The following is a 26,924-nucleotide window of genomic DNA, read 5'->3' as shown; positions in this document are numbered from 1 at the left end:
TTCTTGACGAATTTCAATTCATTTTTGCTGATTTATCTATGTAATGTTTTGTTTTTCAAGAAATTATTTCTTGTGATTTGTTGAAAATCAGTACGATTATTTGCTGTTTTTTTTCTTTTTATACCATGATAAGATGGTATAAAAAATGACGGTTGATATGAATACCAAGGCCCAATCATAAAAAGACTGGGCTTTGATGTTATGTATGGTGAAAGAAAATTAGTCAAACTATTTGCTTAACTAATCGTATCGACATTGTTGCCTAGGTTGCGGTAATTGATTTTTTCCTGGGGATTAGTACCATTTAGGTATTCTTCAACATTGGTATAACCATCACCGTCTGAATCGATCGCACCGTCTTTTGGATTTTTAGGGTCTAGGCCATGTTTGATTTCCCATTCGTCGGGCATACCGTCGCCATCGGTATCAACGGGTACGTCCGCAGGATTGAACGTTAAGTTAGGATAACCGCCCACTTCAGCTATATCTTTGATAATACCTGTTGCTGTCAATGGTTTTCCTGTACGTACCATTTCTGTAACACGTGTGTCTACCGCATCACGTTTTGGCAACGTAGCACCAGCCTTTGCCAAAACGGATTCGAAAGCAGCTTCCGCTGTCTGGTGTGGGGCTACAGGCCACCCTACAAATGGGGTATTTACACGAGCAAATTTTTCGGCTTCACTTTCATTGGGGATGACCGATTCTTTCGTTTCTTTGACGCGTATACCGGCCCAGTTGTTGTTGGTTACCTCTTCGTTGCCGTGCATAACGTTGCCGGCCACATACCATTTTCCGGGACGGTTTGATTCTTTTGGATACCATTCGCCTTCTCGCCATGCACTACCGGGAGAGTACATGCTTCGTTGTTCTATGCGGGCAAAGACTGCTCGCATGTTGTCATTCGTTGCAGGCCCTGGCTTGTAATAGTTATTGATGACATTGATCGTTGACGTTTCATCTCCGCCATCCATCGTACGATGACGCCAGTTGAACACCACATTATATCGGAAATCAAACGGACCAGACATCCCTATTGATGGATTCCGAGCTGTGTTGCTTGCGAATAAGTTGTGATGGAACGTAGAAGGATCTCCTCCCCAAGTACCACCAAAAGCATGTCCCTTGGCATCGAGCGCTTCACTGGAAATGGTCCATTGAACTGTTATATGCTCTGCTGGGTCTTTTATCTGCGTGGTTCCGTCGAGCGAAGGCCTCATGTGACGGTAAAGGGAGATATTCTCATCCATGCCCCAGCTTGTTGAGCAATGATCTATGATGATGTGATGGTCCGGATTGCCCCCTATGTTGTCATCACCTTGACCACCCATGGGAACACCACGGCGTACACGTAAGTGTCGTACAATGACATTGTGCGTGTTGATATTAAGTGTACCAGCTATACAAATGCCATCACCGGGGGCAGATTGCCCTGCGATGGTGATATCTGGCTGATCGATGTTGAGATCACCATTTACTTTTAATGTACCAGCTACACGAAATACCACAATACGAGGCCCTTTTGCTTCTAATGCGGCACGGAAACTGCCTGGGCCACTATCGTTGAGATTGGTAACAGCAATCACCTGGCCTCCGCGGCCTCCAGTGGTAAACATACCGCCTCCCCATGCTCCAGGAAATGCCGGAATAGCACCTTCGGGCAATCGCGGTGGATGTGGAGGTATTTGTCCGACTTCGGGTTGTCTATTTTGCGCGTGAGCGTCCGCGGGATAGAAAGACGATAACGCAAGCAGGCCTGCTATCGCAATTTTATAGGATGTTTTCATTTTCATGTTATTCGTGATAGGATATTATCATTTGTTTATAAATTGTAGTTAAATATACAATAAGAGCAGTGAAATAAATGTAACAATTATGTTTAACACATTGTTATGTCGATAATAGAAGAGATCTACACCGTTGTTTAGATCCTTGATTAATCTATTATTGCCTGCTCTATTAAAGAGATTAAAAATTTTTTTATGTCAATATAATACAGTAAAAAGAAAACTTTATACAGTCCTGCTGAGATCGGTTTTTGCATAACGGGGGTGGAGGTGCTTAATTCAACGTCAACTTTTTTATACCTTTGTATTGTATTGAACGTTAGTGCTCTTAACTTTCCACTTTGGTAATACCCAATCCCTTAGGTGCAAGTCGAGCAGACCGACAGAAAGGATGACAAGAAGTGGCATAACAAATAGATATTTTTGATGAAAGACTTAAACCATTACGTAGACACATACAAAGAACAGCTTAAAAAGGGTGACATTCAGGAAGCATACACAGCACTTGTAAAGTATGTGACGAGACTTGGAACAGCTTTATCAAAAAGCCTTTCCGAGAGTTACTCATTTGGAAGTCTCTTTCAAGGATATATGGACTATACATATTTCTATTACTCAAATGACTTTCTGAAGAAGAGGAAGTTAAAAATGGGAGTTGTATTAAATCATACAAAAATGCAGTTTGAAATTTGGCTTTTAGGACAGACGATTCCGATTCAAGAAAGATATTGGCAGTATTTCAAAACGACTAAGTGGAATAAAGACAGAACAACCAAACCCCAATACGCTATTCTTGAGGCTGTATTGATTGAAAATCCAGATTTTAACGATCTGGATTCACTCACGAGCCAAATCGAAGAAGGACTAATCGCCATTTCAAGCGAAATAATCGATGTCATTAAGAAGAGTAAATTAGCGTAAAGAAAATTAAATCATCCTAGTCCGAACTTACCTAATAAAGATGAATTACAGGAGGTTCTTCCGGAAGGCGGATCAAAATAATAGATACGAGGTAAACAACCATAAAATAAAACTTTGAGAATTATAAACAGGATCAGTCCAAAAATAGCGAACAGCATAATGAAAGTTATTACAATTTAAAAACATATAACATGAAAATCAGGCTTTAATGGTAGATATTAAAAGGATAATAACACTCCCGTTTTGTTGAGGTACTTTGCAGTAGCAAATAAACCGACCGGGCTTATTTGCCCTGCGCCAGATCTTATATTGATGATATCAAAGGAGGGAAATCCGTACGAAGCTTACAAAGCTGTCCATTGAGGAAATTGAAAAATTAAAATACTTGGTTAGACATTATGATTTAATGTAACCATCTGGATTTTTTTTAGACTGCTGTTATCGTTTAATCCCCATCACTCGATCGTAATAACTTCTTGCCTAACTGAGTGGCGTAATAATTGGTCGTTTGAATGTGGATCTTTAGGTTTTGGAACTTCTTAGCTGATTCTAAACAACCAGCCCTCAATTGATAAATAATATTATTTGTATTTCTTTGATATTCAGGATGATAATATTGTTCATTTTGTGACGAATATCATATATAGAATTAGTACAAATAATGTTTATTTTAGGTTTTAAACCAAAATATAAACAAAATGAGGAAAGCAACAATTTTATTCGCGTTCGCAATTGTCTTTGCGGCGCTTTCATTCACTGGAAATGCAAAAGCACAAACTGAATTATGGTTTAGTTATGAGCCTACACACGGATTCAATCAGACGAAATTCTATGTTACTTTATTTGATAATGATACTTATGACGTGTTTTATTTAGAAACAGACCTCCAATGTATGATTGATGCAATGACCTATGATTTGGGTGATGTACCCGCTGGAATTACACGTACCTTCCTGACTTTCTCTTGTAAAACTATAGTCTTCCAGTAAAGAAGAGGGGTTTGGGATCATCTGCGGCAGGCATTGGTCCTTTTGGACGGATAGCCTATTCTACTTTCATCCTGACAGTGGCCTTTCCGCATACCGCGGAGCCATGCAATACAGGGATATGCATCAATGCAATTGGGACTGGCAAGTGCAGCATCTTACCAGGGATAGTGTCGCGGACAGTAACGAACGAACGAGCGCGTACAGCTGGATGAAGACGGCGACGAGAACGAAGTTGGGAGTGGGCGTAATTCTGTTGTTGTTCGCCGTGGGGGGAGGATATTGGGTTTATAGAAAAGTAAAATAGTACCATGATATATTTTCAAATGAATAATACGTAACAATAGGTTTATTTTGTAAAAATAAATGTAATCTAGACACCAAATTAATGCAATATTTAAAAAAAATGAAAAGCTTTACAGCTTGTTAAGTAGCTGGCAGGCAAGGTGTACTGCGAGATGCTGATTTATTTGATCTGATAATATTGTATAATAAATGGATAATCGGGCATAGTATTCTTGCGTAAAGAATCCGTTACTTTGAATTAATCAATTATAGATAGTGGTAATGAAAAGTTGATAGACGAATCAATTATTATGTTACATTCGAAAGAGCATTTTGTTAAAATATAGATGAGTTAAAGAATTAATTATAAACAGATGAGGGGGTTGCAAACATTTTATTTTATTTTTTTTGTCTTTGCATTTAATAAGGTATCGGCTCAGGATAGCCGGCAGGAATATTTAAAAGTCATTACAGACCGTGCAGACAAGATCGTGGCGACATTGGGTATTCAAGATAGTGCGCAGTATTACAAAGTACGTACGCTCGTGGTAAATGAATACGATCAGGTGAATACACATCATGAAGAAAAGCAAAGAGAAATACAAGATCTGAAAGAAAAATTCAAGTCTGATAGCGAGGTTCAAAAAGCAAAAATCGCTAAGTTAGAACAGTCGAAAGCGAAGAAGCTGAAAAAAATGAACGCGAAGTATGTGTCCAACTTGTCCAAGCTGTTGACAAACGAGCAGGTAGAGGGCGTGAAAAATGGGATGACCTATGGTGTATTGCCTAAGACCTATATAGCTTTTCAGGAGATGATTCCAAGTTTGACGGTTGAGCAAAAGCAATTTGTATTGTCGAACCTAACTGAGGCAAGAGAGTTGGCCATGGCAGAACCGGGATCAAAGGAGAAGCATGCCGTGTTTGGTAAATATAAGGGACGGATTAACAACTATTTGGCCAAGGAGGGCTACGATCTGAAAGAAGAAGGAGCGAAATGGCAGGAAAGGATAAAGAATAAGAAGAGTACGTTATAAGTTAAGCGGAACAGCGTATATCTGACAAGAATCAATTTAATAATCTTACGTTCTTTTTCTAGCCAACGGAACGTAAATAGAACATGTTTATAAACCCATTTATTATTAGGTCGAAATAGGAGCTGTCTTTTTATATTGTTATAGAAGCACTTCTGTGAGGGAACTGATAATAAATTAAAACCTATATAAGTAGTAAATTAATTAAATAACCTAATCATGATGAAATTTCAAAAGATTAACGCACTGAGGCTATTTTATCGAACCTTGTTTTTCGGGGCTCTTATTGCAGCTATAAACGCTTGTAATAAAGAAACAGTGTATCCGCCGGTGAGTTTAACACAGATGACGAGCGGCATAACCATTGTGCATGCGGACACGTCCCTACGGCTAACCTGGAATCCAGGACTGGCAGCCTGGGAAGGAGAGGGGCGTCAAGTGACGGTCTCCTATGAGGTTCAGATCTCTACGGATCCCTCCTTTAGTGATGCGAGTAAAAATGCCTTTGATTTTGTAACCGATTCTACTTGGTTTTTCCTTGGCGATGAAGAGATTACACCATTGCAAAATTACTTCGCTCGTGTGCGCACGGTATCGAGTACCGGCACAGGTGCTTCCGAATGGGTGAGTACACCGAGCTTTCAACTGCAGCCTATCAATCTTTTTCGACCGATTAAAGTATGGAATCTGACCGACGAAGAAGTTATCCTCGGCTGGGCGAGGCACGGGGAGTTGACCTCCTTAATTGTGGAAACTGCTGAAGGTGGGAATAAGAAGGAGTTCGATGTAAAAGATCCAAGTGCAATCTCCAAGCTAGTTGAAGGGCTATCGGCGGGAAACAACTATGTGGCTGAGCTCTTACGGGGTGATGGTCGATCGTTAGGTGTACTGGAATTTGCCACTAAACCGTCTGTAGAGCAAGCCGGCTATATTGATTTGCGTGCTTCTAGCGACCCGATGATTTTGCAGAACACGTTGAATACAGTGCCTGACGGTAGTACCATTGCACTGAAGCGCGGAATGACCTATACCATCGAGAGCTTTACGTTGGATCGTGGGGTGACTTTGATATCCGAGCCGGGCTTCGGTACGCAAGCCCGTATTGAGATGTCTTCTTCCTTTAATGTAGAGGGAACGATGGAGCTAATTAAGTTCGAAGACGTGCATTTTACTGGCAACATCGGTGGTAGTTATGTGTTTAACATCAGTAAGGGGGCTGCAGTTAACAAAATTGAATTTGAGGCTTGTAGAATGTCCGAGCTACGCGGTGTGATGCGTCTACAGTCTGAAGGACAGAAATCGGTGAACGAGTACGTGATTAATAACTCTATTGTGCTGAATATTGGCAATTATGGTGTGTGGACCGTAGACCATGAGGCTGCTACTGTAAACAATGTCCAGTTAACAAATTCTACGTTTATTAATGCAGAGTGGATTGGACGATATAATTCTGCAGTGCGTACTGATCTGAATTCAATGTTGATAGAAAGTTCGACCTTCTTTCGCGCGCCTCACAGTAATAGATTTATTCTTGATATTGCGCGAACAGGTAGTACGATTGGTAGCTTTACCGCCAGCAATACACTATTTGGTTTTACGACAGGTGGGCGTTCGTTTAATAGTCGGACTCCGGCTTCGGTTTCCGGAACGAATAGCTTCGCTACTTCTGATGCAACCTGGGGCACGTCGGCGACTCAGGGGTTGCCAGCAGCAGGTATTGTACGTTCTTCGTTGTCTTCGGAACAGGTTTTTGCAGCGCCGGATAAAACCAACTTTGCCAATAGCGACCTGACGATTATCGAGGAAGCTTTGTTTACGGTTGGGGATCCAAGGTGGAGGCCATAGTCAGTTGGTTGCGAATTATAAATTGTTTTACGAATAAGAGTAATTTAAGGTATGAAATGTTCATGTTTCCGAAAATATAGACACACATGAATATTCCATATAGGCTTTAAAAGTCAAATAATATACATATGAAAAAAAGAACCTGTTTAGGAAAAATTTTTCCGCGGCGTGTTAAAGGGCTTTTTCTAGCAGGCATTATTGCGATGCCGGCAGTGGGTATCGCTGCGATAGAAAAAAACAATCCTTTTGCCATGACCGTCAATAAGTTAGTGAACGTTTCGGGAAAGGTTGTCGATCAAGATGGTAATCCTGTGGTTGGTGCTACGGTGCTTGTAAAAGGTACTAAGACTGGAGTAAAAACAGATCAGAATGGAGTTTTTCGCATTAATTTACCTGAAGGAAATACTATCATAGTTGTAAGCTATGTAGGCTATAAAGTCACGGAAGTAAATATGGCCGGACAACAGAATGTCACTATTAAGTTGGAGGTCTCTGATAATGCAATGGATGAGATTGTAGTTACAGGTTATGGTACGCAGCGACGTTCAGAGATTGTCGGATCTGTAGCTACAATTAGTGGTGAAGAATTAATGGATATTCCTGCGCCGAATATCGCTGGCGCTTTGAGGAATAGGATTGCAGGTGTTGGCGTAAGTCAGGAGTCTGGTAGACCTGGTGCCCGAATATCCTTGAATGTTCGTGGATCCAGTATATCCAGTAACGCGCCTAGAGGAGCAACGTCAGAACCACTCTATATTATTGATGGCATTACAGTGGATGCAGATGTGTTTGATAACCTAGATGCCTCTATGGTTGAGAACATCTCAATTTTGAAAGATGCTTCAGCGGCCATTTATGGTGCAGCTGGAGCAAAAGGGGTAGTCTTGGTTACGACCAAAAGAGGCAAACAAGGAAAACCGAGCATTTCATATAATGGTTACTTGGGTGTTACCGATATGGCTACAAAGCCCGACCTGCTGTCCGCATATGAGTTGGGTGTGTTTCTTAACGAAGGCTTTAGGACGAATAATTCACCAGCTGGTGACTACTTTTCGTTACAGGATTTGGAATATTTGAAGGGACTTAATACAGAAAGCTGGCTGGATCAACTGTGGCAACCGGCAGTTATGCAACGCCACAATGTCAGTGTTTCAGGTGGTGGTGAGCGAGTGACCTTTTTTGTAGGAGGCGGCTACCAAAACGAGAATGCAAACTATGCTGGTATGAAGCAGGATAAGTATACTATGCGGAGTGGATTGACTGCTACGATCTTAGAAGGTCTAAAGGCCGATATCAATTTCAGCGTGGATCATAGGGTGCGAGATAGCAAAAACGGGTTGAATGCAACCGACCAGGCTTTCTATGGGGCAATGCTTTCCACACCGGATTGGATTCCACTTACGATAGATGGAAAGCCTGTCTTTGTAGATCGTACCGGAACACGGAACCCGTTGGGCATTTTGAATTCGGGATCGTATCAAAGAAACAAATTGCAAAATTATCGGGTTAACGCGAACCTAACATATCAACCAAAATTTTTAAAAGGATTCACAGCAAAGTTCCAAGTTTCCCAGGGCGGGGGTAATACGACCAGTTCACAATACAATGCGCCTTATAAGCTATATGCTTTCGAGCCAATTGGTAGTAATAATCAGTTTTACTCTTCCCAACCGGCTGAAAACCATGAGAGAGATGGACTTGCCGCTACAAGTGCTAGCCTAACAACGAGTTTAGCCCGCGATAACAGTTATCAAGGATTTATTACGTTGTCCTACGCCAACACATTTGGTAAGCATAGTGTGGATGCTGTCGTCGGAGGTGAGCAAACGGTGAGTGATAATGAGTTTTTTTCTGGACGTTGGGATAATCAACTTATTCCTGGTACAGATGATTATTGGGCATTTGATCAGAATAGATACGTTTTACCAATAGGTGGTCGTACTATCAATGAAACTACAAAAAGATCTTTCTTTGGTCGTGTAGGCTACGATTTTGATAAAAAATACTTAGTACAACTTGTCTCTCGTCTCGACGCCTCTTCAAATTTTGCTAGTGGTAATCGTTGGGGTTTGTCTCCCAGTATTGGTTTCGGCTGGGTTGTGAGCCAAGAGAATTTTTTTACGGAAAATGTATCTTTTGTGAATTTTCTCAAACTTAAAGCGAATGTCGGTATAGCGGGAGATGACAGGGTTGCTGAGCGTTTATGGCAAGATCGATATAACTTAGATTTGAACAATGGATATATGTTTGGTGAGAACAATTACGGGATTGGGCTTAATCCTGCCGAATATCCGAATCCTTTTATCACATGGGAGAAAAAACGTACCATTAACTTTGGTATAGAGTCCTCGATGTTTAACAACAAATTAAATATTGGAATGGAGTTCTTCCAAAACAAGGTCTTCGATGGTTTTGATAGAGGAGGGAATGAAATAACGCCTCATTATGCGGGACTTCTTCCTCCCATTATCAATTATCGCGAGAGTTACAATTGGGGATCTGAGTTTACAGTTGGTTACAATACAAAAATTGGACCCGATTTTAACATCAGTACAAACATCAACTTTGGATGGGGTAATTCTATTGTAACTAGGGTGCTTTATGCTCCAGGTGATTTCCGTGTCTCAGACCTTTCCGACGGTAGTTGGATGGGAACCAAATTTGGAGTAGACCCCAACGTATATAACAATAATAACATAGGTTATAAAGTCGTGGGCATGTTCCGTACGCAGGATCAGGTAGATGCTTTTCTTGCTGAAAATCCAAACTACCGTATCAATGGTACAGTGCCACAGCCGGGATGGTTGATGTATGAGGATACAAACGGTGATGGTACAATAAGTACCTTGGATCAAACGCTATTGTTTGACCGGACAAACTCAGCATTTTCATCGGGTTTAACCGTTAATTTATCGTACAAAAGCGTCAGTTTAAATACCAATGTTTTTACGAGATTTGGAGGTAAGGTATTTATAGATGGTAACGCACGAGCGAAAGCAGGAGTTGGCCGAAATGTAATGAGTTTTTGGAAGGATCGATGGACTCCAGATAACCCAATGGAAGGTACCTATCCCCGAGCAGATGATCCTTTAATTAATTCAAATGCTGATTTCTGGGCATTAAATGGCACCACAATACGTATCAACAACATGACTTTGGCCTATAAAATTCCTACAAATGTAACCAGTCGTATAGGTATGTCAAATGCACGTGTTTTGTTGACCGGTAATAATCTGTGGACCTTAGTCAACCCATTTAGTTACAAAGATCCATATACCGGAAATGCTTATGATTATCCAACAGTGCGTACCATTTCTGTTGGTATTACTGCTAATTTATAATAGAATAGAGTTATGAAAGAGAATATAAAGGTAATTTTGAAGAGAGGATTGGGTATCCTATTAATCTCAGGCATGTTCGTCGCCTGTAATGACGACGACTTTTTCCTGCTGAAAAACCGAAACGGGCTAGGATCAGAGGTCGTTTGGAATTCGGAGGGATCGATTGATATGCATTTAAATAAAACTTACGACAATATCATTCCACGCTGGCCTTATCAAACGGTACCTGATCGTTTTGATATTCACTTAGTAAGCGATGAAAGCTATTATGCGTCAAATGCCGGTTGGGGAGCGAGGGCTATGGGAGTTTTTGGTGCAGCATTAACCAATCACGATGTACGTTATGTTGGAAATCTTTATAACAATAATTACTTATCTAACCGCTATTTTGATATTGCACGGTGCAACAATGCCATAAAGTTTATTCCCGATAGTCCAATAGACGAAGCAAGGAAACGACATTTTTTGGGTCAATACCATACGATGCGCGCGATGGTTTATTTGGAATTGTGTAAAGTTTATGGAGGTGTACCACTTGTACTGGAGCCGCAGGATCCGGCAAATATAGAGGCAAATGGTCGTGCCAGTGCACGCCAATGCTTTGAAGTAATTGTTGACGATCTAACTAAGGCTGTTGACTACTTAAGTGACCCAGATTACGTTACAACGGGTGATCATTGGGGACGTCTTACTGCAGAAGCTGCTGCATCATTAAAAGCAAAGGCCTTATTGTATTGGTCTAGTCCACAATTCAACCCAGTAAGCGATCCAAAGCATTCCTACGATGCGGCTAGATGGCAAACTGCTCTGGAAGCCAATAAGACTGCATATGATCTGTGTATTGCGAAAGGACATCGCCTGGTCCCGGAATACGGAAACATTTTCCGAATCGCGCCAGGGGCGTCAAATCCGGAAACAATAATTTCTAGACCTTATTCAAATTCTAGGCAGAATAGAGGGCATGACGAAGAACGAAAGAATCGACCAACGTCGGAAGCTGGGGCACCTTTCATAGGTTACCGAGCTACTCTGAAATTATTACAGGCTTATCCTATGAAGGATGGTAGTCCTATTGGAGAGGGTAATTATGCATACGATGAGGTCTTGTTTTGGAAAGACAGAGATCCACGCTTTACAGCGACATTCGCCCACAACGGTAGTGTTTACCCACTTAGTTCAAATAACAATCGAATTCAATGGAACTATCAGGGTGCTATAAATAACGGTGTCACGGAGAGCGCTAACTGGGCCGTTTATACAAAAAAATTCACGACACCCGGACTAGCTGCTGCCACAGTCCCAATTCAAAATGGCGTCGGGGGAAGCGGAATGGACTGGATCGAAATGCGTTTTGCCGAGGTGATGCTGAACTATGCGGAATGCGCGAATGAGACCGGAGATATGGCAACTGCAAAAAGATTGGTAAGGGAAATAAGACAGCGTGCGGGTATAGAGGCAGGAAGTAATGATTATGGACTGGGTACCATTGGAAGTCCAGCCCAGATGCGAGATCTTATTCTAAACGAACGGATGATAGAATTTGCCTTTGAAAATAAACGCAACTCAGACCTCCGCCGTACGCGCAGATGGCATTTGCTGTCGGGAGAACCTCTGGAAACGATACAGATCATAGTGAACGACCCTTTTACGGCCGCGAATTTAAACAGTGGAGTGCGGGAGACCATCGATATTAATAATAAGGAATCTTACGAAACTTACTTCACTACCGTAGTTCTTCCTCAGCCAAATGGGTATGGAGTGATCAATATTCCGGAGTATCATAATTTTTATACTTTTCACAACGATTTCGTATGGAGAGGAGTGAATATTTATCCGACGATTGGATGGGAAGGTGGAACTTTTGATCCTTTAGATAATTAACGATGTGTATTCAAGAAAATTAAATCAGTAAAAATGAAAAGAAATAAAATATTGGCTTTTTTGACTGTCATCACGTTGGCAACACTCTCTTCGTGTAGCGTGGAGTCTGAAAATATATTTACTATGTTTAAGGATGTGAATGTAACTTTTCACGATGATAGCCCCTACGCTGTAACAGACTACAAAAGGGTAAATGATGGAGATAGTGTACATATCAGTTTTACGATAAGTTCTGCAAACAAAGATATGATTAAGATCGTAGTAGATAGTACACGGGGCAACGGCGCCGGTCAGGTTGCTACAAGGGAGTTTGCAACAAAGGAGCATGAAAGACGATCCTATAGTGGCAAGATCAAGTTTAAGATGGCACGGGACGGTAAAACTACATTTCGAATATGGGCACTGGACGATAAAAACATCTATATTGGTGATGGATATAAAACCGTCACCGTAGAAGGTACGGCCAGTTATACACATTTAGCTAGCAGGACAGTATATGCCCCTTGGGGAGGAGGCGATGTAAATACCTTTTATTCTCTAGGTAAAGGAAGGTCATTTAATTACGCAGAAGGACAAGCCAATTCGGCCGATATAGATTTCGGGATTTATGTCTTGTCGGATACTAGACCTGCCCACCTCAATAGAGCTGCCTTCAATTTGTATTCTATTAGTACTCCAGTAAATCCTTTACCAGAATATGATATTAGTAGTTGGGAAAAGAGGGAAACCTTGTTCAGTGCACCTATAACAGGTAGTTTGAGTACCTTTAACGATGTATTGGCGTCTTCAAGCATGATCGAGCAGGAAGCAAAAAAACGGACAATTAATTTAACGCATACTAATGTAACAAATTGGGATTCTGCTTTAGGTCCAGGTTGCATGGTTTATTTTTTAACTCCTGAAGGAAAATATGGGGCCCTGCTAGTTAATCAGACTTCAGCTGATTTTGATAGACGTCCATATTTAGCAATCAGTACTAAGGTACAGAATTAAACATAGCTAAGTTCTAAGGTATAATCCGCACCTGTCTTCCGACAGATGCGGATTTGTTTTTTCAGTATCTTCTGCTGGGAAGATGTTTAACATCGTACAATAACTTGCTAATAGTAGACAATATTAGCATATACATTCTGTCTACCTTAACCGCAGTTATAGATCTAGCGACTAGCTATTGCACATCGATCAACTCTTTTATTGAATTTTGGTTTAGAGTAGATATAGTTTAGTTGGCATATGAAATTTATTTTGAGGATTAAAGAAATGAAGATAAAAAGTATTTTTTATAGTGGTTTCGGCATTCTAATGCTGACCTGTCTAATAAAATTTGTACAAGGACAAGATGCAAAACCTCATGTAAAAGTAGATTTCAATATGAATGGCCGCTCCCCTCAAGAGGTGGAGTACGACCATGGTAATTCAAGCCATGTCCACTGGACGGTCAGCAAGCCGCTCGCTGATGAAGTCACCGTAAACGGACCGACCTTTAGCGTGAAAAAGGGAAAACGAGGGGGACCGCTTAGTCCAACCTATTATAAAGCCTCTGTGCAGAAAGGATTATTTGATGCGAGATTTACAAACGATGGCGTTATGGTAGGAGGCGGCGATTTCGCCGAAGGTGCGGTAATAGATCTTATTATTAAGGGATTACCAAAAGGACAGCACAGCTTACAGACTTTTCATAATATGACCGATAACCTAGAAGCAGAAGAGGCCTGTCCCATTGATATCTATGTGAATAATGTTCAAAAGGTATCGGGGCTACTTCCAACGGTTCGCTTGGAACGGATCGAGGACATCGCTTCCGCAAGACTGGTATTGGATGTAAAGGAGAATGAAGATGTGGTAGTATCCTTCCGGGCAGTAGAATCTGGCGCACAATCGATAAAAAATGTGATCATTAACGGCTTTTACCTGAATGCAGCGGATGTCGCCGATTTAGCCAGAGCCATCGAACCGGTAAATGGGAACGAACATGTGGATGTACCTATTGGGGGCGGACATACACTGAGGTGGGAATCTGCCAAAGGCGCGCAATCGCATGATATTTATTTTGGCAAGGATTCCCTGGCAGTAGCATCGGCTGACCGGAATTCGCCCTTGTTTAAAGGAAACCAACCTAAGGCCGACACGACCTATGCAATCAACAATCTCTACAGTATGGATACCTACTACTGGCGGATAGATGAGGTGGTTAGCAAAGACGAGATGCATAAAGGTGAGGTGTGGCGATTTAGAACGGCACAGCTGGCTTTTGAAGGAGCAGAAGGCTTTGGCCGCTGGGCCCGTGGAGGCCGCGGAGGCCAGGTAGTATATGTCGACAACCTCAATGATAGCGGCCCCGGAAGTTTGAGAGAGGCGGTTACCAACGACATCGGTCCGCGTACCATTGTATTTAACGTCGGTGGGGTTATCGAACTGAAGTCAAGGTTAGTGCTAAGCGACCGCTACGTGACGGTTGCCGGGCAGACGGCTCCGGGTAAAGGCATCCTTATCCGTTCGGCTCCATTTGGTATCGGGGCGAGCGATGCGGTAGTGAGGTTTATACGATTGCGCTTAGGTGCTGGTCCTACAGCGGATGGTATGGGCATGAACGGAAACTATTCCATTATGGACCATTGTTCGATTAGCTGGACAATAGACGAATCATTCAGCTCGCGCGGTGCAAAAAACATAACCTTACAGCGTACATTGATATCTGAAGCACTGAATGCTGCCGGACATAAAAACTATCCAGCAGGTAAAGAACACGGTTACGCTGCGACTATTAGCGGTAGTAAAGGGAGCTTTCATCATAACCTGCTCGCGCATTGTTACGGGCGTAACTGGAGTTTAGGGGGTGGACTCGACGGTAATAACTATATGACGGGCTTATTGGATATCCGTAATAATGTGGTATACAACTGGGGTAGTAGAGCCACCGACGGCGGAGCACATGAGGTAAACTTCGTAAATAACTATTATAAACCAGGGGCAGGTACGACGAGGCTGCCGGAGGTCTATAATCAGCAGCATGAAAACATAGGGCTTGGAACACAGCGGGTTTATTTTGCCGGTAATGTGGTGCCGGGAGTATTTGATGAACAGTCACAGGATAGAGGAAGAAAAGCAACCTACAGTAATGGCGCCACCAAAACATACGAAACGTTTGTAGATGAACAATTCTTTGATGCGCCCGTTACCACGCAATCTGCCAAGCACGCCTACAAAATGGTATTGTCTGATGTAGGTGCGACGCAACCTTACTTTGATACCCATGATCAGCGTATGGTCGAGGAAACATTGGCCGGTACATTTTCGGTAAAAGGAAGTGTGACCGGTAAACCGGGGTTTCCGGATGATGAAAAAGACTCCGGGGGCTATGAAGATTATCCGACTACAGAGCGGGACGAAAAATGGGATAGCGACCGCGATGGTCTCCCGGATTGGTGGGAAAAGATTCACGGTTTTAACATCCATTCGCCATCGGGTGATTTTTCCGATGCCAATGCCGATGTGGACAGAGACGGTTTTACCAATCTAGATCATTACCTGCAATGGATGGCACAACCACATTATAACGCGGTAAACGGCAACGATGTAATAATTGATGTGAAAGAACTTTCGCGTGGTTTCGAAGCAAAGGCAGTTTATACCGTGGCTAAAACTGTAAACGGCACGGCTACCGTACACGATAATATGGTTACGTTTAAGCCTAGCAAGGAAGGTTTGTGTTCATTTGAATTTACGGTGACAGATAGCGAAGGGCATCGGATGACTAGGCAAGTACATATTCTCGCGAAGTAGAAAAGGGATGCTAATATCGTAGAATAAATTGATAACCACAGCTACGATTAACGTGCTAAAAGTACGTTAATTTGAGTTGCAATTATAAATTAGTGAGACTACAAAAAGCACAAACAATAATTTTGATTTATATAGTAAGTGATACAAAGATGAGGAGAACAATATTTCCATTAATGCTGATGATTTGTGGTTTATTCGCACAGTACGAAGCACAGGCGCAATATCCAAAAATTCCGGCGGATGTAAAGAAAGCATCTGACGAGTTGATGACAAGGGCCAAACAGCAGTCGGATGAAGCTTGGATAAAGGCTTTACCGGTTATCGAAGAATATGCCAAGCAAGGCAAACCGTATATTCCGTGGGCGGGACGACCAACAGATCTTCCGCAGGCGGAAATTGCTGCATTCCCCGGAGCAGAGGGTGGAGGTAAATTTACGTTTGGCGGACGTGGAGGCAAGGTATATGTCGTAACCAGCCTGGATGATAATGGACCGGGTACACTACGAGAAGCCTGTGAAAAAGGAGGCCCACGAATTATCGTATTCAATGTCGCCGGAATTATTCGTTTGAAAACACCCCTTATCATACGTGCACCTTACATTACCATTGCAGGACAATCTGCTCCCGGCGATGGTGTTTGCGTAGCGGGTGAATCCGTATGGATAGATACCCATGACGTTCTTATCCGTCACATGCGATTTAGAAGAGGGGAAACATTTGTAGGTAGACGGGATGATGCCATAGGTGGTAACCCCGTGGGAAATATTATGATTGATCATGTTTCTGCAAGTTGGGGATTAGATGAAAACATGTCTATGTACCGCCATATGTATAATGATAGCACCGGGAAGCAAGAAGTGAAGCTGGGGACTGTCAATATCACGATACAAAACTCTATATTTTCGGAGGCTTTAGATACATATAACCATGCATTTGGCAGTACGCTGGGCGGTGAGAATTGTACTTTTATGCGCAATTTATGGGCAAACAACGCCGCCAGAAATCCGTCCATAGGTTGGAACGGCATTTTCAATTTTTCGAATAATGTAATCTATAACTGGGTGCACCGCGCAATTGACGGCGGAGATTATACTGCACAATACAATATCATCAACAATTACTTTAAACCAGGACCGGCAACACCGACTGGAAAGCCAATTAGCTATCGCATCTTGAAACCTGAGTCAGGAAGAAGTAAATTACCGTATGTCGTATTTGGTCGTGCTTATGTAGCAGGTAATATAATCGACGGAAATGAAAAAGTAACTGCAGACAATTGGAATGGTGGAGTACAACTTGAAAACAAAGCGGGCAATGAAATGAGTTTTGAGGAAGCTACCCCGTACTTTGCTGCAATGAAAGTAGCCAAGCCACTACCCATGGCAGATATGAAAATAATTTCCGCTCAGGATGCCTATGGCTATGTATTGGAGAACGCGGGTGCAACTTTACCCAAAAGAGATCCTGTAGATACACGTATCGTGAAAGAAGTGCGTGACGGTAAACCGACTCCGTTACAAAACGTCACATTGCCAGAAAAAGATTTTGAACACAGAAGATTAGCAAAAGATTCGTATAAAATCGGTATTATAACAGATATCTCACAAGTGGGGGGGTATCCGGAATATAAAGGAAAAGCCTATAAAGATAGCGACAACGATGGTATCCCCGATGATGTAGAAAAACGTATGGGCTTAAATCCAAATGATGCATCGGATTCAGCTAAAATTACCGAATCGGGGTATGCAAATATTGAGATCTATTTAAATAGCTTAGCTAGTAAATAGAAAGTTAAGAGTTTCTAAACGGGGTGGTTCCCGTTAAGTCGGTTAGACCCTAATGTACGTGTGTCTCCCACACGGCTAGGGTTGATTATTAGTTGGTTTATTTCGAAAAGGTCGCATTCTGCGGCCTTTTTTGATGCTCCCGCCATCTTTGCGCTTCAGTTTAATGGTATCAAGCACCCTTGGTAAAATACTATAATAGCTAGAGAAAATGCTATAAAGACAATTCTACTTTTTAAAGTAAGTTTGTATTTGAGGGAGAAGCAATTAACAACATGTCTTATGCGAAATGAAACTGTATATTCCGCTCTAAACAAGGCCTCAGAGGCAGAGGTGAGATCAATGGAAAGGAAAATTACGAGTGGTGTGTTTTTCTATCAGGCATTTCGTGAATGCAGCGCATTTTATCTAAGTTTGTTTGTGCTAAGAAATTGATAATGTGAAGCTTTAAACCAGATTAATCAGAGAAATTACATTGAAAAAACGGTATATATATATGTTGGCTTGTGTGGCGGCGCGTTTTGCGCTCTCCGTGCTTCTGTGCTGTTCTGCTATTGTAGGATTTGCGCAAAAAAAGGTGAGTCCAGTTAGCGTGTCTTCGGACGGTAAGTTACAGTATGTCCTAGATTCCCTGGGTAACCAGATTCCTGATTTCTCCTATGCGGGTTACCAAAGCGGCAATGTCGCCATACCAGACGTACCGGTGAAAATTGCCGTTCCGCAAAAAAGTGGCGATGCAACTACGCGGATACAAGCGGCTATTGACTATGTTTCGGGCCTGCCGTTAGACAAAAACGGATTCCGCGGTACAGTTTTATTGGAGGCCGGTGAATATCAGTTAGCCGGATCGCTTAAATTACACAGCTCAGGTGTGGTGTTGCGAGGTGCAGGCTTTGATAACGAGGGTACAGTGTTGTTGGGTACCGGTGAAAGTCGAGAGACGTTAATCCGTATCGCCGGGAGCGTAGATCAAAAGATCGAAGCGAAGGCAAATGTAACATCTGCTTATGTGCCGGTAAATGCACGGAAGATGGCTGTTGATCATGCCGCCCAATTCAAAGTGGGTGACAAAGTAATGGTCAAGAGGCCATTTACACAAGAATGGATTAATATACTGGGTACAGACCATTTTGGGGGTGGAATCACTTCGTTGGGCTGGAAACCTGGACGAATCGAGATATCATGGGATAGAAATGTGGTGGCCGTAAATGGCAATACCATCGAGCTGGATGTGCCTATTACCACAGCGTTGGATCAACAATACGGCGGTGCAACAGTCGAAAAATATATCTGGAACGGAAGGATTGAACATGTAGGTGTAGAAAATATGACACTAAAGTCGGCCTACAACGGCTCGAATGCAATGGATGAAGATCACCGTTGGATGGCCGTAACCATTGAAAATGCAGCCAACAGTTGGGTGCGCCAAATGCAGTTTAAGCATTTTGCAGGTTCCGCGGTCTATGTGTTAGCTACGGCAAAGCAAGTGACCGTGGAGGATTGTATTTCGCTGGATCCAGTGTCAGAAATTGGTGGACAAAGGCGGTACACCTTCTACACAAAAGGTCAACAATGTTTATTTCAGCGCTTATATTCCGAAAAAGGGTACCACGACTTTGCAGTAGGCTATGCAGCTGCAGGACCGAATGCTTTTGTGCAATGTCAGGCCGTTGAGCCGTATAGTTTTAGCGGTGCAATAGACAGCTGGGCATCGGGGGTTTTGTTCGATGTGATCGATATCGACGGGCAAGCGTTAAGTTATAAAAATAGAGGACAAGATGGTCAAGGTGCCGGATGGGCTGCCGCTAATTCGGTTTTCTGGCAGATTTCTGCTGCTCTGGTAGAATGTTATCAGCCGCCAACTGCGCAAAATTGGGCCTTTGGCGTATGGGCACAATTTCAGGGTGATGGACACTGGGAACAGTCCAACGAACATGTTAAACCTAAAAGTTTGTATTATGCACAGCTCAAAGATAGAATTGGTCAAACTGCTGTAGAGAGAACTATCCTTCTACCAATATTGACAGAAGCCTCTAGTAGACCGTCTATCAGTGTGGCTATGGAACTCACAAAACAAGCTTACCAACTTAATCCACAATTGATTGATTTTATCCGTGAAGCTAAAACCCGTCAATCTTTGCAAATTTCTACCTCGGGCCTGCGCACGATAGATCAAGTGGGTTATAAAGAGCCCGTTACGCATACAGCGCAGGGATCCATGACCGTGGCAAATGGTTGGTTGCAACGTAATCAACAGGTGCTGGTCGGTAAAAAGACAGATATTCAATGGTGGAGCAGTACGGCCAAGCCACACAGTATAGAAAAAGCAAAACCGCATATTACCCGCTTTGTACCTGGTGAAACAGGTCTTGGTCTTACCGACGATCTGGAAGAAGTGGCGGCAACGATGAAAGCCAACCAGGTGTTAAGTATAGATCACAATTACGGTCTGTGGTATGATCGTCGTAGAGATGATCACGAACGCGTTCGTCGGATAAATGGCGAAGTATGGCCTCCGTTTTACGAACTCCCTTTTGCGCGTACAGGAATGGGATTGGCGTACGACGGCCTGTCCAAATACAATTTGACCAAATACAACAAATTCTACTGGAATCGTCTAAAGGAATTTGCTGATCTGGCGGACCAAAATGGACTCATATTGCTTCATCAAAATTATTTTCAACATAATATCTTGGAGGCCGGAGCACATTATACCGACTTTCCTTGGCGTACGGCTAATAATATCAATGAAGTAGGTTTTCCTGAACCGGTACCCTACGCCGGCGATAAACGCATATTTATGGCCGAGCAGTTTTATGATGTGGAGCATCCGGCACGCCGTGCTTTACATCGCGCCTACATCCGTCAATGTTTGGACAATTTCAAAGATAATAGTAGTGTTATTCAACTGATCAGCGCAGAATATACAGGTCCGCTACATTTCACAGCATTTTGGATTGACGTGATTAACGAGTGGAAAGTAGAAACGGGAAAAAGCCCCATCATTGCACTCAGCACACCAAAGGATGTGCAGGATGCGATATTGGCCGACCCGAAGCGTGCTGCCGCCGTTGATGTGATCGATATCCGCTATTGGCACTATCAGGAAGATGGTTCGACGCACGCCCCAGAAGGCGGCAAGAACCTCGCACCGAGACAGCATGGTTTTGGGAAGAAAACTTCCGCAAAACAGGTATACCGGGCAGTATCTGAGTATCGCAAGGCGTATCCGGATAAAGCGGTGACCTACCATGGCCCCAACTATCCAGAAATGGCTTGGGCCATTTTTATGGCAGGAGGATCGATGGCCAATCTACCTCTAGTTGGTGACGGGGAATTCTATCGGGCAGCGGCGACGATGAAAGCGGAGTCCATCGAAGATCATTGGATTTTAAAAGGAAAGGAAGGCGCTATCGTCTTTCAACCCAAGGTGGACCAATTGAAGACGCTCTTCCCTGAGCTGAAAGGGGTTTATGCCGTACATTATGTGGATCCTAAAACGGGAAAACTATTGGGATCGGAGCGGATTAATGTGGACAAACAGCCGTTATCCAAAAAATTTAACACATCGGATTTGGTCATTTGGATCAGTAAAAGATAATAAGCAGAATAAGAAATTAAGAATATAACACAACACGTATGAAGGCATTTGGGCATAAATTACTCCCTTTTCTATTGGCAGGCGCATTGTTCTCTTGCGAGTCGGAACAAGAATCAACAGGAATATCAACTTTGAAGGTTTCTGAAAACGGACGCTACCTGACTTCAGCAGACGGCAAACCCTTCTTCTGGTTGGGCGATACCGGCTGGTTATTGTTTGGTAAGCTGAACCGTGAGGAAGCAGAGACGTACCTGGAAGATAGAAAGCAAAAGGGATTTAATGTGATTCAAGCCATGGTACTACATACCGTGCCTGCTGTCAATGTATATGGTGATTCGGCAATGATCAATAGCGACATCGCCCGTCCACTGGTTACGGAAGGTAATAACCCGGATAATGCAGACGAATACGACTATTGGGACCATGTCGATTTTATGATTGATAAAGCGGCTGAAAAAGGAATTTATATGGCATTGGTGCCGGTCTGGGGCTCTCCTGTAAAAGATGGAAAGGTCTCTCCGGAACAAGCAAAGGTGTATGCTACTTTTCTTGCGGAACGTTGGAAGGATAAGCAAAATATTGTATGGTTAAATGGTGGCGACATCAAAGCGACGGATTCACTCGAGGTATGGCAGGAGATCGGTAAGACGATCAACGCGATTGATACCAATAATTTGATCACGTACCACCCGCGTGGACGTACAGCCTCTTCAGACTGGTTTCACAACGAGCCTTGGTTAGATTTTAACATGGTACAGTCTGGTCACAGAAGGTACGACCAAGATACGTCTGCAAACGAACAGAAGCATTACGGCGAAGACAACTGGAAGTTCATGGAAGTGGATTGGAACTTAAAACCGATCAAACCGACGATTGATGGCGAACCATCGTACGAAGGCATACCACATGGTCTGCATGATATCGAACAGCCGCGCTGGAATGACGCAGATGTACGCCGATACGGCTATTGGTCGGTGTTTGCCGGGGCATTTGGTTATACATACGGTCAAAACTCCGTGATGCAAATGCATTCCAAAACAGATACCACGACTGCTTACGGTTCGACGGAATTATGGTCGGAGGCCATACATGCACCTGGGGCAGGGCAAATGAAATACCTCAAAGAGCTTCTGCTTTCCCAAGACGATTATTTCAATCGTATACCGGATCAGTCTATCGTAGCGGAAAACGGTGAAAAGTATGATCGCTTATTGGCTACCCGTACAGATTCCTATGCCTTTATTTACAACTACAATGGTCGGGAGATGAAGATAAATATGGGTAAGATAAAGGGTGATAACGTGAAAGCATCCTGGTTTAACCCACGTAATGGGGAGAAAACGGCCATTGGCGACGTCGAAAATAAAGGTGTTCAGGTTTTTCAACCTGAAGGCGGTAAGAAGGATGGCAATGACTGGGTGTTGGTTTTAGAAAGTAAAAATTAAATAGGAGGATTTAGATGGGCCTGATCCGCAACATTCTTTTTTTTAGTATAATCATCCTTTTGGCGTCTTGCCAAAAGGATGTGTACATGTTTACATCTTTTCATGAACCCGCCGATGAGGGTTTACGGTATTTGTACAGTACGGATGGCTACAAGTGGAACGCGATTGACGGCATTTATTTGAAACCTGAACTGGGTTCTCAAAAAATAATGCGGGACCCGTCGATGGTGCGCGATAAACAGGGGGTATACCATCTGGTATGGACAATCGCCTGGAAAGGAGATAAAGGAATAGGTTATGCGCAATCTAGGGATCTAATCCATTGGGAGAACAAAAAGATTCTTCCGGTTATGGAGCACGAACCGACTACGGTAAATGTATGGGCGCCAGAACTGTTTTACGATGAGGATGTGGATCGGTTCATTATCATTTGGGCTTCTACCATTCCCGGCCGGTTTCCACGTGGAATAGAACCGGAGGATAACAATCAGCGTATGTACTACACGACGACGACGGACTTTGAAACGTTTTCGCCCACGAAGTTATTTGCTGATCCGGGCTTCAGCATTATTGATGCAGTCATTGTGAAAAAGGACAAAGATGATTATGTACTGGTATTGAAAGATAATACACGCCCCAACCGAAATTTGAAAGTTGCTTTTGCAGATAATCCACTGGGACCGTATACCGATGTTTCTGCACCCTATTCGGATTACCTGACGGAAGGCCCTTCTGTGATCAAGATCAAGGACGAGTGGTTGATTTATTTCGACTCGTATGGCAGTAAAAGTTACGAGGCTGTGTCCACGAAAGATTTTAAAACTTTTGAAAAGGCAAATGACAGAATTTCTGTACCTGAAGGACACAAGCACGGAACGATATTTAAAGCATCACGGAAGGATTTGAAAAAGTTATTAAGTAGATAAAGACGCAGATAAGCTGATTCGCAAATAAGCAATAAAAGAATGAAGATAAAGTCAACAATATTAGGGATAGCTGTTTTGGGATTGGTGCAGCAAGCATTTGCGCAAGATACGGTACGTTATGTGGGCAAGACGCTTTCAAACGTGGATTATCATCACGGCCAACTAACTCCTGCCGTGGGTACGCATAATATTCAAGTATTCCGTGCAAATAGGGAGTTTCCGGAACTTGCGGGTGGTCACGGTTTTACCTATAATCACCAGCCGTTTCTGGCGTATTGGAACAATACGTATTACCTGCAGTTTTTGAGTAATCCTATTGGGGAACACATCGCGGATGGAAAAAGCTTGCTGCAAACGTCAAAAGATGGCTATAGCTGGACCGCTCCCGTAGAACTATTTCCGCCCTATTTGGTCCCGGAAGGTTTTACGAAACCGGGGCGCACCGATAAGGCTGGTAAAGATCTTTATGCGATCATGCATCAACGGATGGGCTTTTACACGTCTAAAAATGGCAAATTGCTTAGCATCGGTTATTATGGCGTCGCACTCGATGCCAAAGATGATCCCAACGATGGAAATGGCATAGGTCGTGTCGTCCGGGAAATCAATGCTGATGGTTCTTTTGGACCGATCTACTTTATCCGTTTCAATTCTTCGTTCAATCAAAAATTAGCTAAATATCCTTTTTATACAACGAGTAAAGATAAGGCATTTGTACAAGCCTGCAAGGAATTGATGCAGCAACCTTTAATGATGCAGCAGTGGGTAGAGGAGGCTGATCGTAATGATCCTTTGGTGCCGTACAGTCGGCCTATTAAAGCGTTTGCGTACTATCACCTAAACAACGGCGATGTAATTGGCCTTTGGAAACATGCGTTGACTTCCGTGAGTAAAGATGGAGGCAGAAGTTGGGCGTTTACACCACTCCGTGCTCCGGGCTTTGTCAACAGTAACGCAAAAATCTGGGGACAGCGTACATCAGATGGCCGCTTTGCTACGGTTTATAATCCTTCAGAGTTCCGTTGGCCTTTAGCAGTATCGACAAGCAGCGATGGACTGAATTATACGGATCTCATGCTGTTGAATGGTGAGATCAGTACAATGCGTTATGGAGGCAATTACAAATCATACGGTCCACAGTATGTTCGGGGTATTCTGGAAGGAAATGGAGTTGTACCGGATAACAATATGTGGTTGACGTACAGCATGAATAAAGAAGATATGTGGGTAGCGAAAGTGCCTGTGCCTCTTGCGTCGACTGTGCAGGAAAATGTAACAGACGACTTCTCAAGCGGAGGTAGTGAAGCCTATAATAAATGGAATATTTATAGCCCGTTATGGGCAAGCGCCAAGATAGAAGGCAATGCCCTGGTCTTACGCGACAAAGATCCATACGACTACGCGAAGGCGGAGCGTGTGGTTCCAGCTTCCAAAAAAATTAAAGTTGAATTTGTCATAACAGCAGAGCAGGCCGATACCGGGAATCTTCAGATCGAGCTTTTAGACAACAAAGGGTTAGCTGCGGCACGTTTGATCTTCGATGCGGATGGATCGATTAAAAACAAGGCGGGCTACAGAAATGCTGGCGTTCAGATGTATCAAGCAGGGCAGCAATATGTGGTCACATTAACTGCAGATGTCGCTACACGTTCTTTCCAGATGTCTATCAATGGCGAAGAGAAGGGTACACGCTTATTCTTCCAACCCGTAAGCGAGATCAGTCGTGTGTCCTTCCGCACAGGGGATGTGAGACGTTATCCAGATGCCGATACACCGACCGATCAGGAATTTGATGTTAAGAGTCCAGGTACGGCGGTTACCGAGGCAGTATATAAGATTCTTTCCTTTAAGGCAGAAAAGATAAATTAAATGAGACGAGTCGTCATATTCCTATATTTGGCTATTTTTTGCGTATCAGCGAAAGCTGATATTGTATTGCCAAATGTGTTTGCGCATCATATGGTGTTGCAACGGGATCAACCCGTTTCGGTTTTTGGTTCCGCAGACGTAGGTGAAGATGTCGTGGTGGAATTCGATGGGCAACGCAAATCTACTCGTGCAAACGCGGATGGTTACTGGAAAATAGAGCTGAAAGCCATGAAGGCAAACTCTGTAGGACAGACGCTGAGGATTCGTGGAAAAAATGAAATTCGATTGAACGATGTGTTGGTGGGGGAAGTTTGGCTGTGTTCTGGACAATCCAATATGGAGTATCCCATGCGTAAGATCGCCAAGGAAAAAGCGCCGTTGAAAGGGGAGTTTCCTCAACATGCTGTCGCGGAAGCTAACAATGCACAGATAAGGATTTTTTTAGTTCGCAGAAAGTTCCTAGCGAAACCAGATGGCCGCTATGAGGGATGGAGTGTAGCGCAGGATTCGGCTTTACGTCAATTTTCCGCACCCGCTTATTTCTTTGGTAAAAAACTTCAGGAAGAACTCGGAGTACCGGTCGGGATTATCTCTTCGGCGGTGAGCGGTAGCCGCATTGAACCTTGGCTGTCGGAATCGGCGCTGCAGGCTTCTCCTTATTTTAAAGATAAAAAAGTGGACGGAGACCCGGGTAAATTTTACCATTCCATGATCGAACCGCTCGCACCTTACACGATTAAGGGCTTTGTGTGGTATCAGGGAGAAACGAATGTTTTTTTGAAAGAGACGGTGGAGTATGCCTATAAGCTGAACGCGTTGATTACGGAATGGAGAGATGCGTGGCATAATCCGAAAATGCCGTTCTATTTTACGCAACTTGCACCATTTCACTATTCGTTAGACGAGAAGGGAGAGGTTAGGATGGCAAGAACAGTACTCCCTGAATTTCGGGAGGCACAGGACCTGATTTTACAGATTCCTTATACCGCCCGTATCATTACGACTGATCTGGCCGATAATGTACACGATATACATCCCAACTATAAATGGGAAATAGGACGTCGGCATGCGCTGAAAGCATTAAAGTACGCCTACAAAAAAGACATACCCGCAGACGGCCCTGAATTCCGGAAGGTGACATACCAAGGCAAGAAAGCTTTGGTTCATTTTAGCGGTGCTGGCGATGGCTTACAGGCAGTAGATGGAAAGCCATTAACTGGATTTGAAGTAGCGGGGATAGATGATAAGTATTATCCTGCCGATGCGGTTATTCGGAACGCAACGATTGTATTGGAAAGCGCTAACGTGCCGCAGATTCAGCAGGTGCGTTTCGCGTGGGATGAGGCAGCACAGCCTAATCTCGTGAACGGCACCGGATTGCCGGCGGCACCCTTTAGAACAAACAATCCCAATAAAAATTTAAAACTGAAATAGCTTAT

Annotated in this window: 16 protein-coding genes; 15 read left to right on the top strand and 1 reads right to left on the bottom strand. The window is 43.2% G+C overall.

What is annotated here, in order from left to right:
* Nucleotides 1-236: 236 nt before the first annotated feature.
* Nucleotides 237-1,787, bottom strand: coding sequence for a polysaccharide lyase (locus FAZ15_RS06520; protein WP_238387174.1), 1,551 nt, complete (start codon nucleotides 1,785-1,787; stop codon nucleotides 237-239).
* A gap of 426 nt (nucleotides 1,788-2,213) precedes the next feature.
* On the opposite strand from FAZ15_RS06520, the gene FAZ15_RS06515 reads away from it, so the two are divergent.
* The 15 genes from FAZ15_RS06515 to FAZ15_RS06445 all read left to right on the top strand — a co-directional run bounded on the left by FAZ15_RS06515 (nucleotide 2,214) and on the right by FAZ15_RS06445 (nucleotide 26,919).
* The gene (locus FAZ15_RS06515; protein ID WP_202912330.1) at nucleotides 2,214-2,708 is read left to right on the top strand and encodes a DUF7000 family protein; all 495 of its coding nucleotides are present in this window, start codon (nucleotides 2,214-2,216) and stop codon (nucleotides 2,706-2,708) included.
* 698 nt (nucleotides 2,709-3,406) lie between these two features.
* Complete coding sequence (locus FAZ15_RS06510) at nucleotides 3,407-3,697, top strand: hypothetical protein (RefSeq protein WP_136900501.1); 291 nt, start codon at nucleotides 3,407-3,409, stop codon at nucleotides 3,695-3,697.
* A 118-nt stretch (nucleotides 3,698-3,815) separates the two neighbouring features.
* Nucleotides 3,816-4,001, top strand: coding sequence for a hypothetical protein (locus FAZ15_RS06505; protein ID WP_162304894.1), 186 nt, complete (start codon nucleotides 3,816-3,818; stop codon nucleotides 3,999-4,001).
* A 352-nt stretch (nucleotides 4,002-4,353) separates the two neighbouring features.
* A complete protein-coding gene (locus tag FAZ15_RS06500) occupies nucleotides 4,354-5,013 on the top strand; it encodes a DUF3826 domain-containing protein (protein WP_136900499.1) in 660 nt (219 codons plus the stop codon).
* 216 nt (nucleotides 5,014-5,229) lie between these two features.
* Entirely contained in the window at nucleotides 5,230-6,855 is a 1,626-nt protein-coding gene (locus FAZ15_RS06495) for a DUF4957 domain-containing protein (protein ID WP_136900498.1), read from the top strand.
* 128 nt (nucleotides 6,856-6,983) lie between these two features.
* Nucleotides 6,984-10,196, top strand: coding sequence for a SusC/RagA family TonB-linked outer membrane protein (locus FAZ15_RS06490; protein ID WP_136900497.1), 3,213 nt, complete (start codon nucleotides 6,984-6,986; stop codon nucleotides 10,194-10,196).
* Nucleotides 10,197-10,208: 12 nt separating this feature from the next.
* The gene (locus tag FAZ15_RS06485; protein WP_136900496.1) at nucleotides 10,209-12,077 is read left to right on the top strand and encodes a RagB/SusD family nutrient uptake outer membrane protein; all 1,869 of its coding nucleotides are present in this window, start codon (nucleotides 10,209-10,211) and stop codon (nucleotides 12,075-12,077) included.
* A 33-nt stretch (nucleotides 12,078-12,110) separates the two neighbouring features.
* On the top strand, nucleotides 12,111-13,070 hold the full coding sequence (locus FAZ15_RS06480) for a hypothetical protein (RefSeq protein ID WP_136900495.1): 960 nt from the start codon (nucleotides 12,111-12,113) through the stop codon (nucleotides 13,068-13,070).
* 267 nt (nucleotides 13,071-13,337) lie between these two features.
* Nucleotides 13,338-15,860, top strand: a complete 2,523-nt coding sequence (locus FAZ15_RS06475; RefSeq protein WP_136900494.1) for a T9SS C-terminal target domain-containing protein — start codon at nucleotides 13,338-13,340, stop codon at nucleotides 15,858-15,860.
* Between the two features lie 149 nt (nucleotides 15,861-16,009).
* A complete protein-coding gene (locus FAZ15_RS06470; protein WP_238387173.1) occupies nucleotides 16,010-17,647 on the top strand; it encodes a polysaccharide lyase in 1,638 nt (545 codons plus the stop codon).
* A 472-nt stretch (nucleotides 17,648-18,119) separates the two neighbouring features.
* Nucleotides 18,120-21,245, top strand: a complete 3,126-nt coding sequence (locus tag FAZ15_RS06465; protein WP_136900493.1) for a DUF6298 domain-containing protein — start codon at nucleotides 18,120-18,122, stop codon at nucleotides 21,243-21,245.
* Between the two features lie 38 nt (nucleotides 21,246-21,283).
* Nucleotides 21,284-22,690, top strand: a complete 1,407-nt coding sequence (locus FAZ15_RS06460; protein ID WP_136900492.1) for a glycoside hydrolase family 140 protein — start codon at nucleotides 21,284-21,286, stop codon at nucleotides 22,688-22,690.
* Between the two features lie 86 nt (nucleotides 22,691-22,776).
* Entirely contained in the window at nucleotides 22,777-23,616 is an 840-nt protein-coding gene (locus FAZ15_RS06455; RefSeq protein ID WP_238387172.1) for a glycoside hydrolase family 43 protein, read from the top strand.
* A gap of 39 nt (nucleotides 23,617-23,655) precedes the next feature.
* Nucleotides 23,656-25,485 (top strand): exo-alpha-sialidase, encoded by a 1,830-nt coding sequence (locus tag FAZ15_RS06450; protein WP_136900490.1) that lies wholly within the window; start codon nucleotides 23,656-23,658, stop codon nucleotides 25,483-25,485.
* Nucleotides 25,486-26,919, top strand: coding sequence for a sialate O-acetylesterase (locus FAZ15_RS06445; RefSeq protein ID WP_136900489.1), 1,434 nt, complete (start codon nucleotides 25,486-25,488; stop codon nucleotides 26,917-26,919).
* Nucleotides 26,920-26,924: the final 5 nt, after the last annotated feature.

Source organism: Sphingobacterium olei (assembly GCF_005048855.1).
Taxonomy (GTDB): Bacteria; Bacteroidota; Bacteroidia; order Sphingobacteriales; family Sphingobacteriaceae; genus Sphingobacterium; species Sphingobacterium olei.
This window is presented reverse-complemented; position numbering and strand designations above follow the sequence as displayed.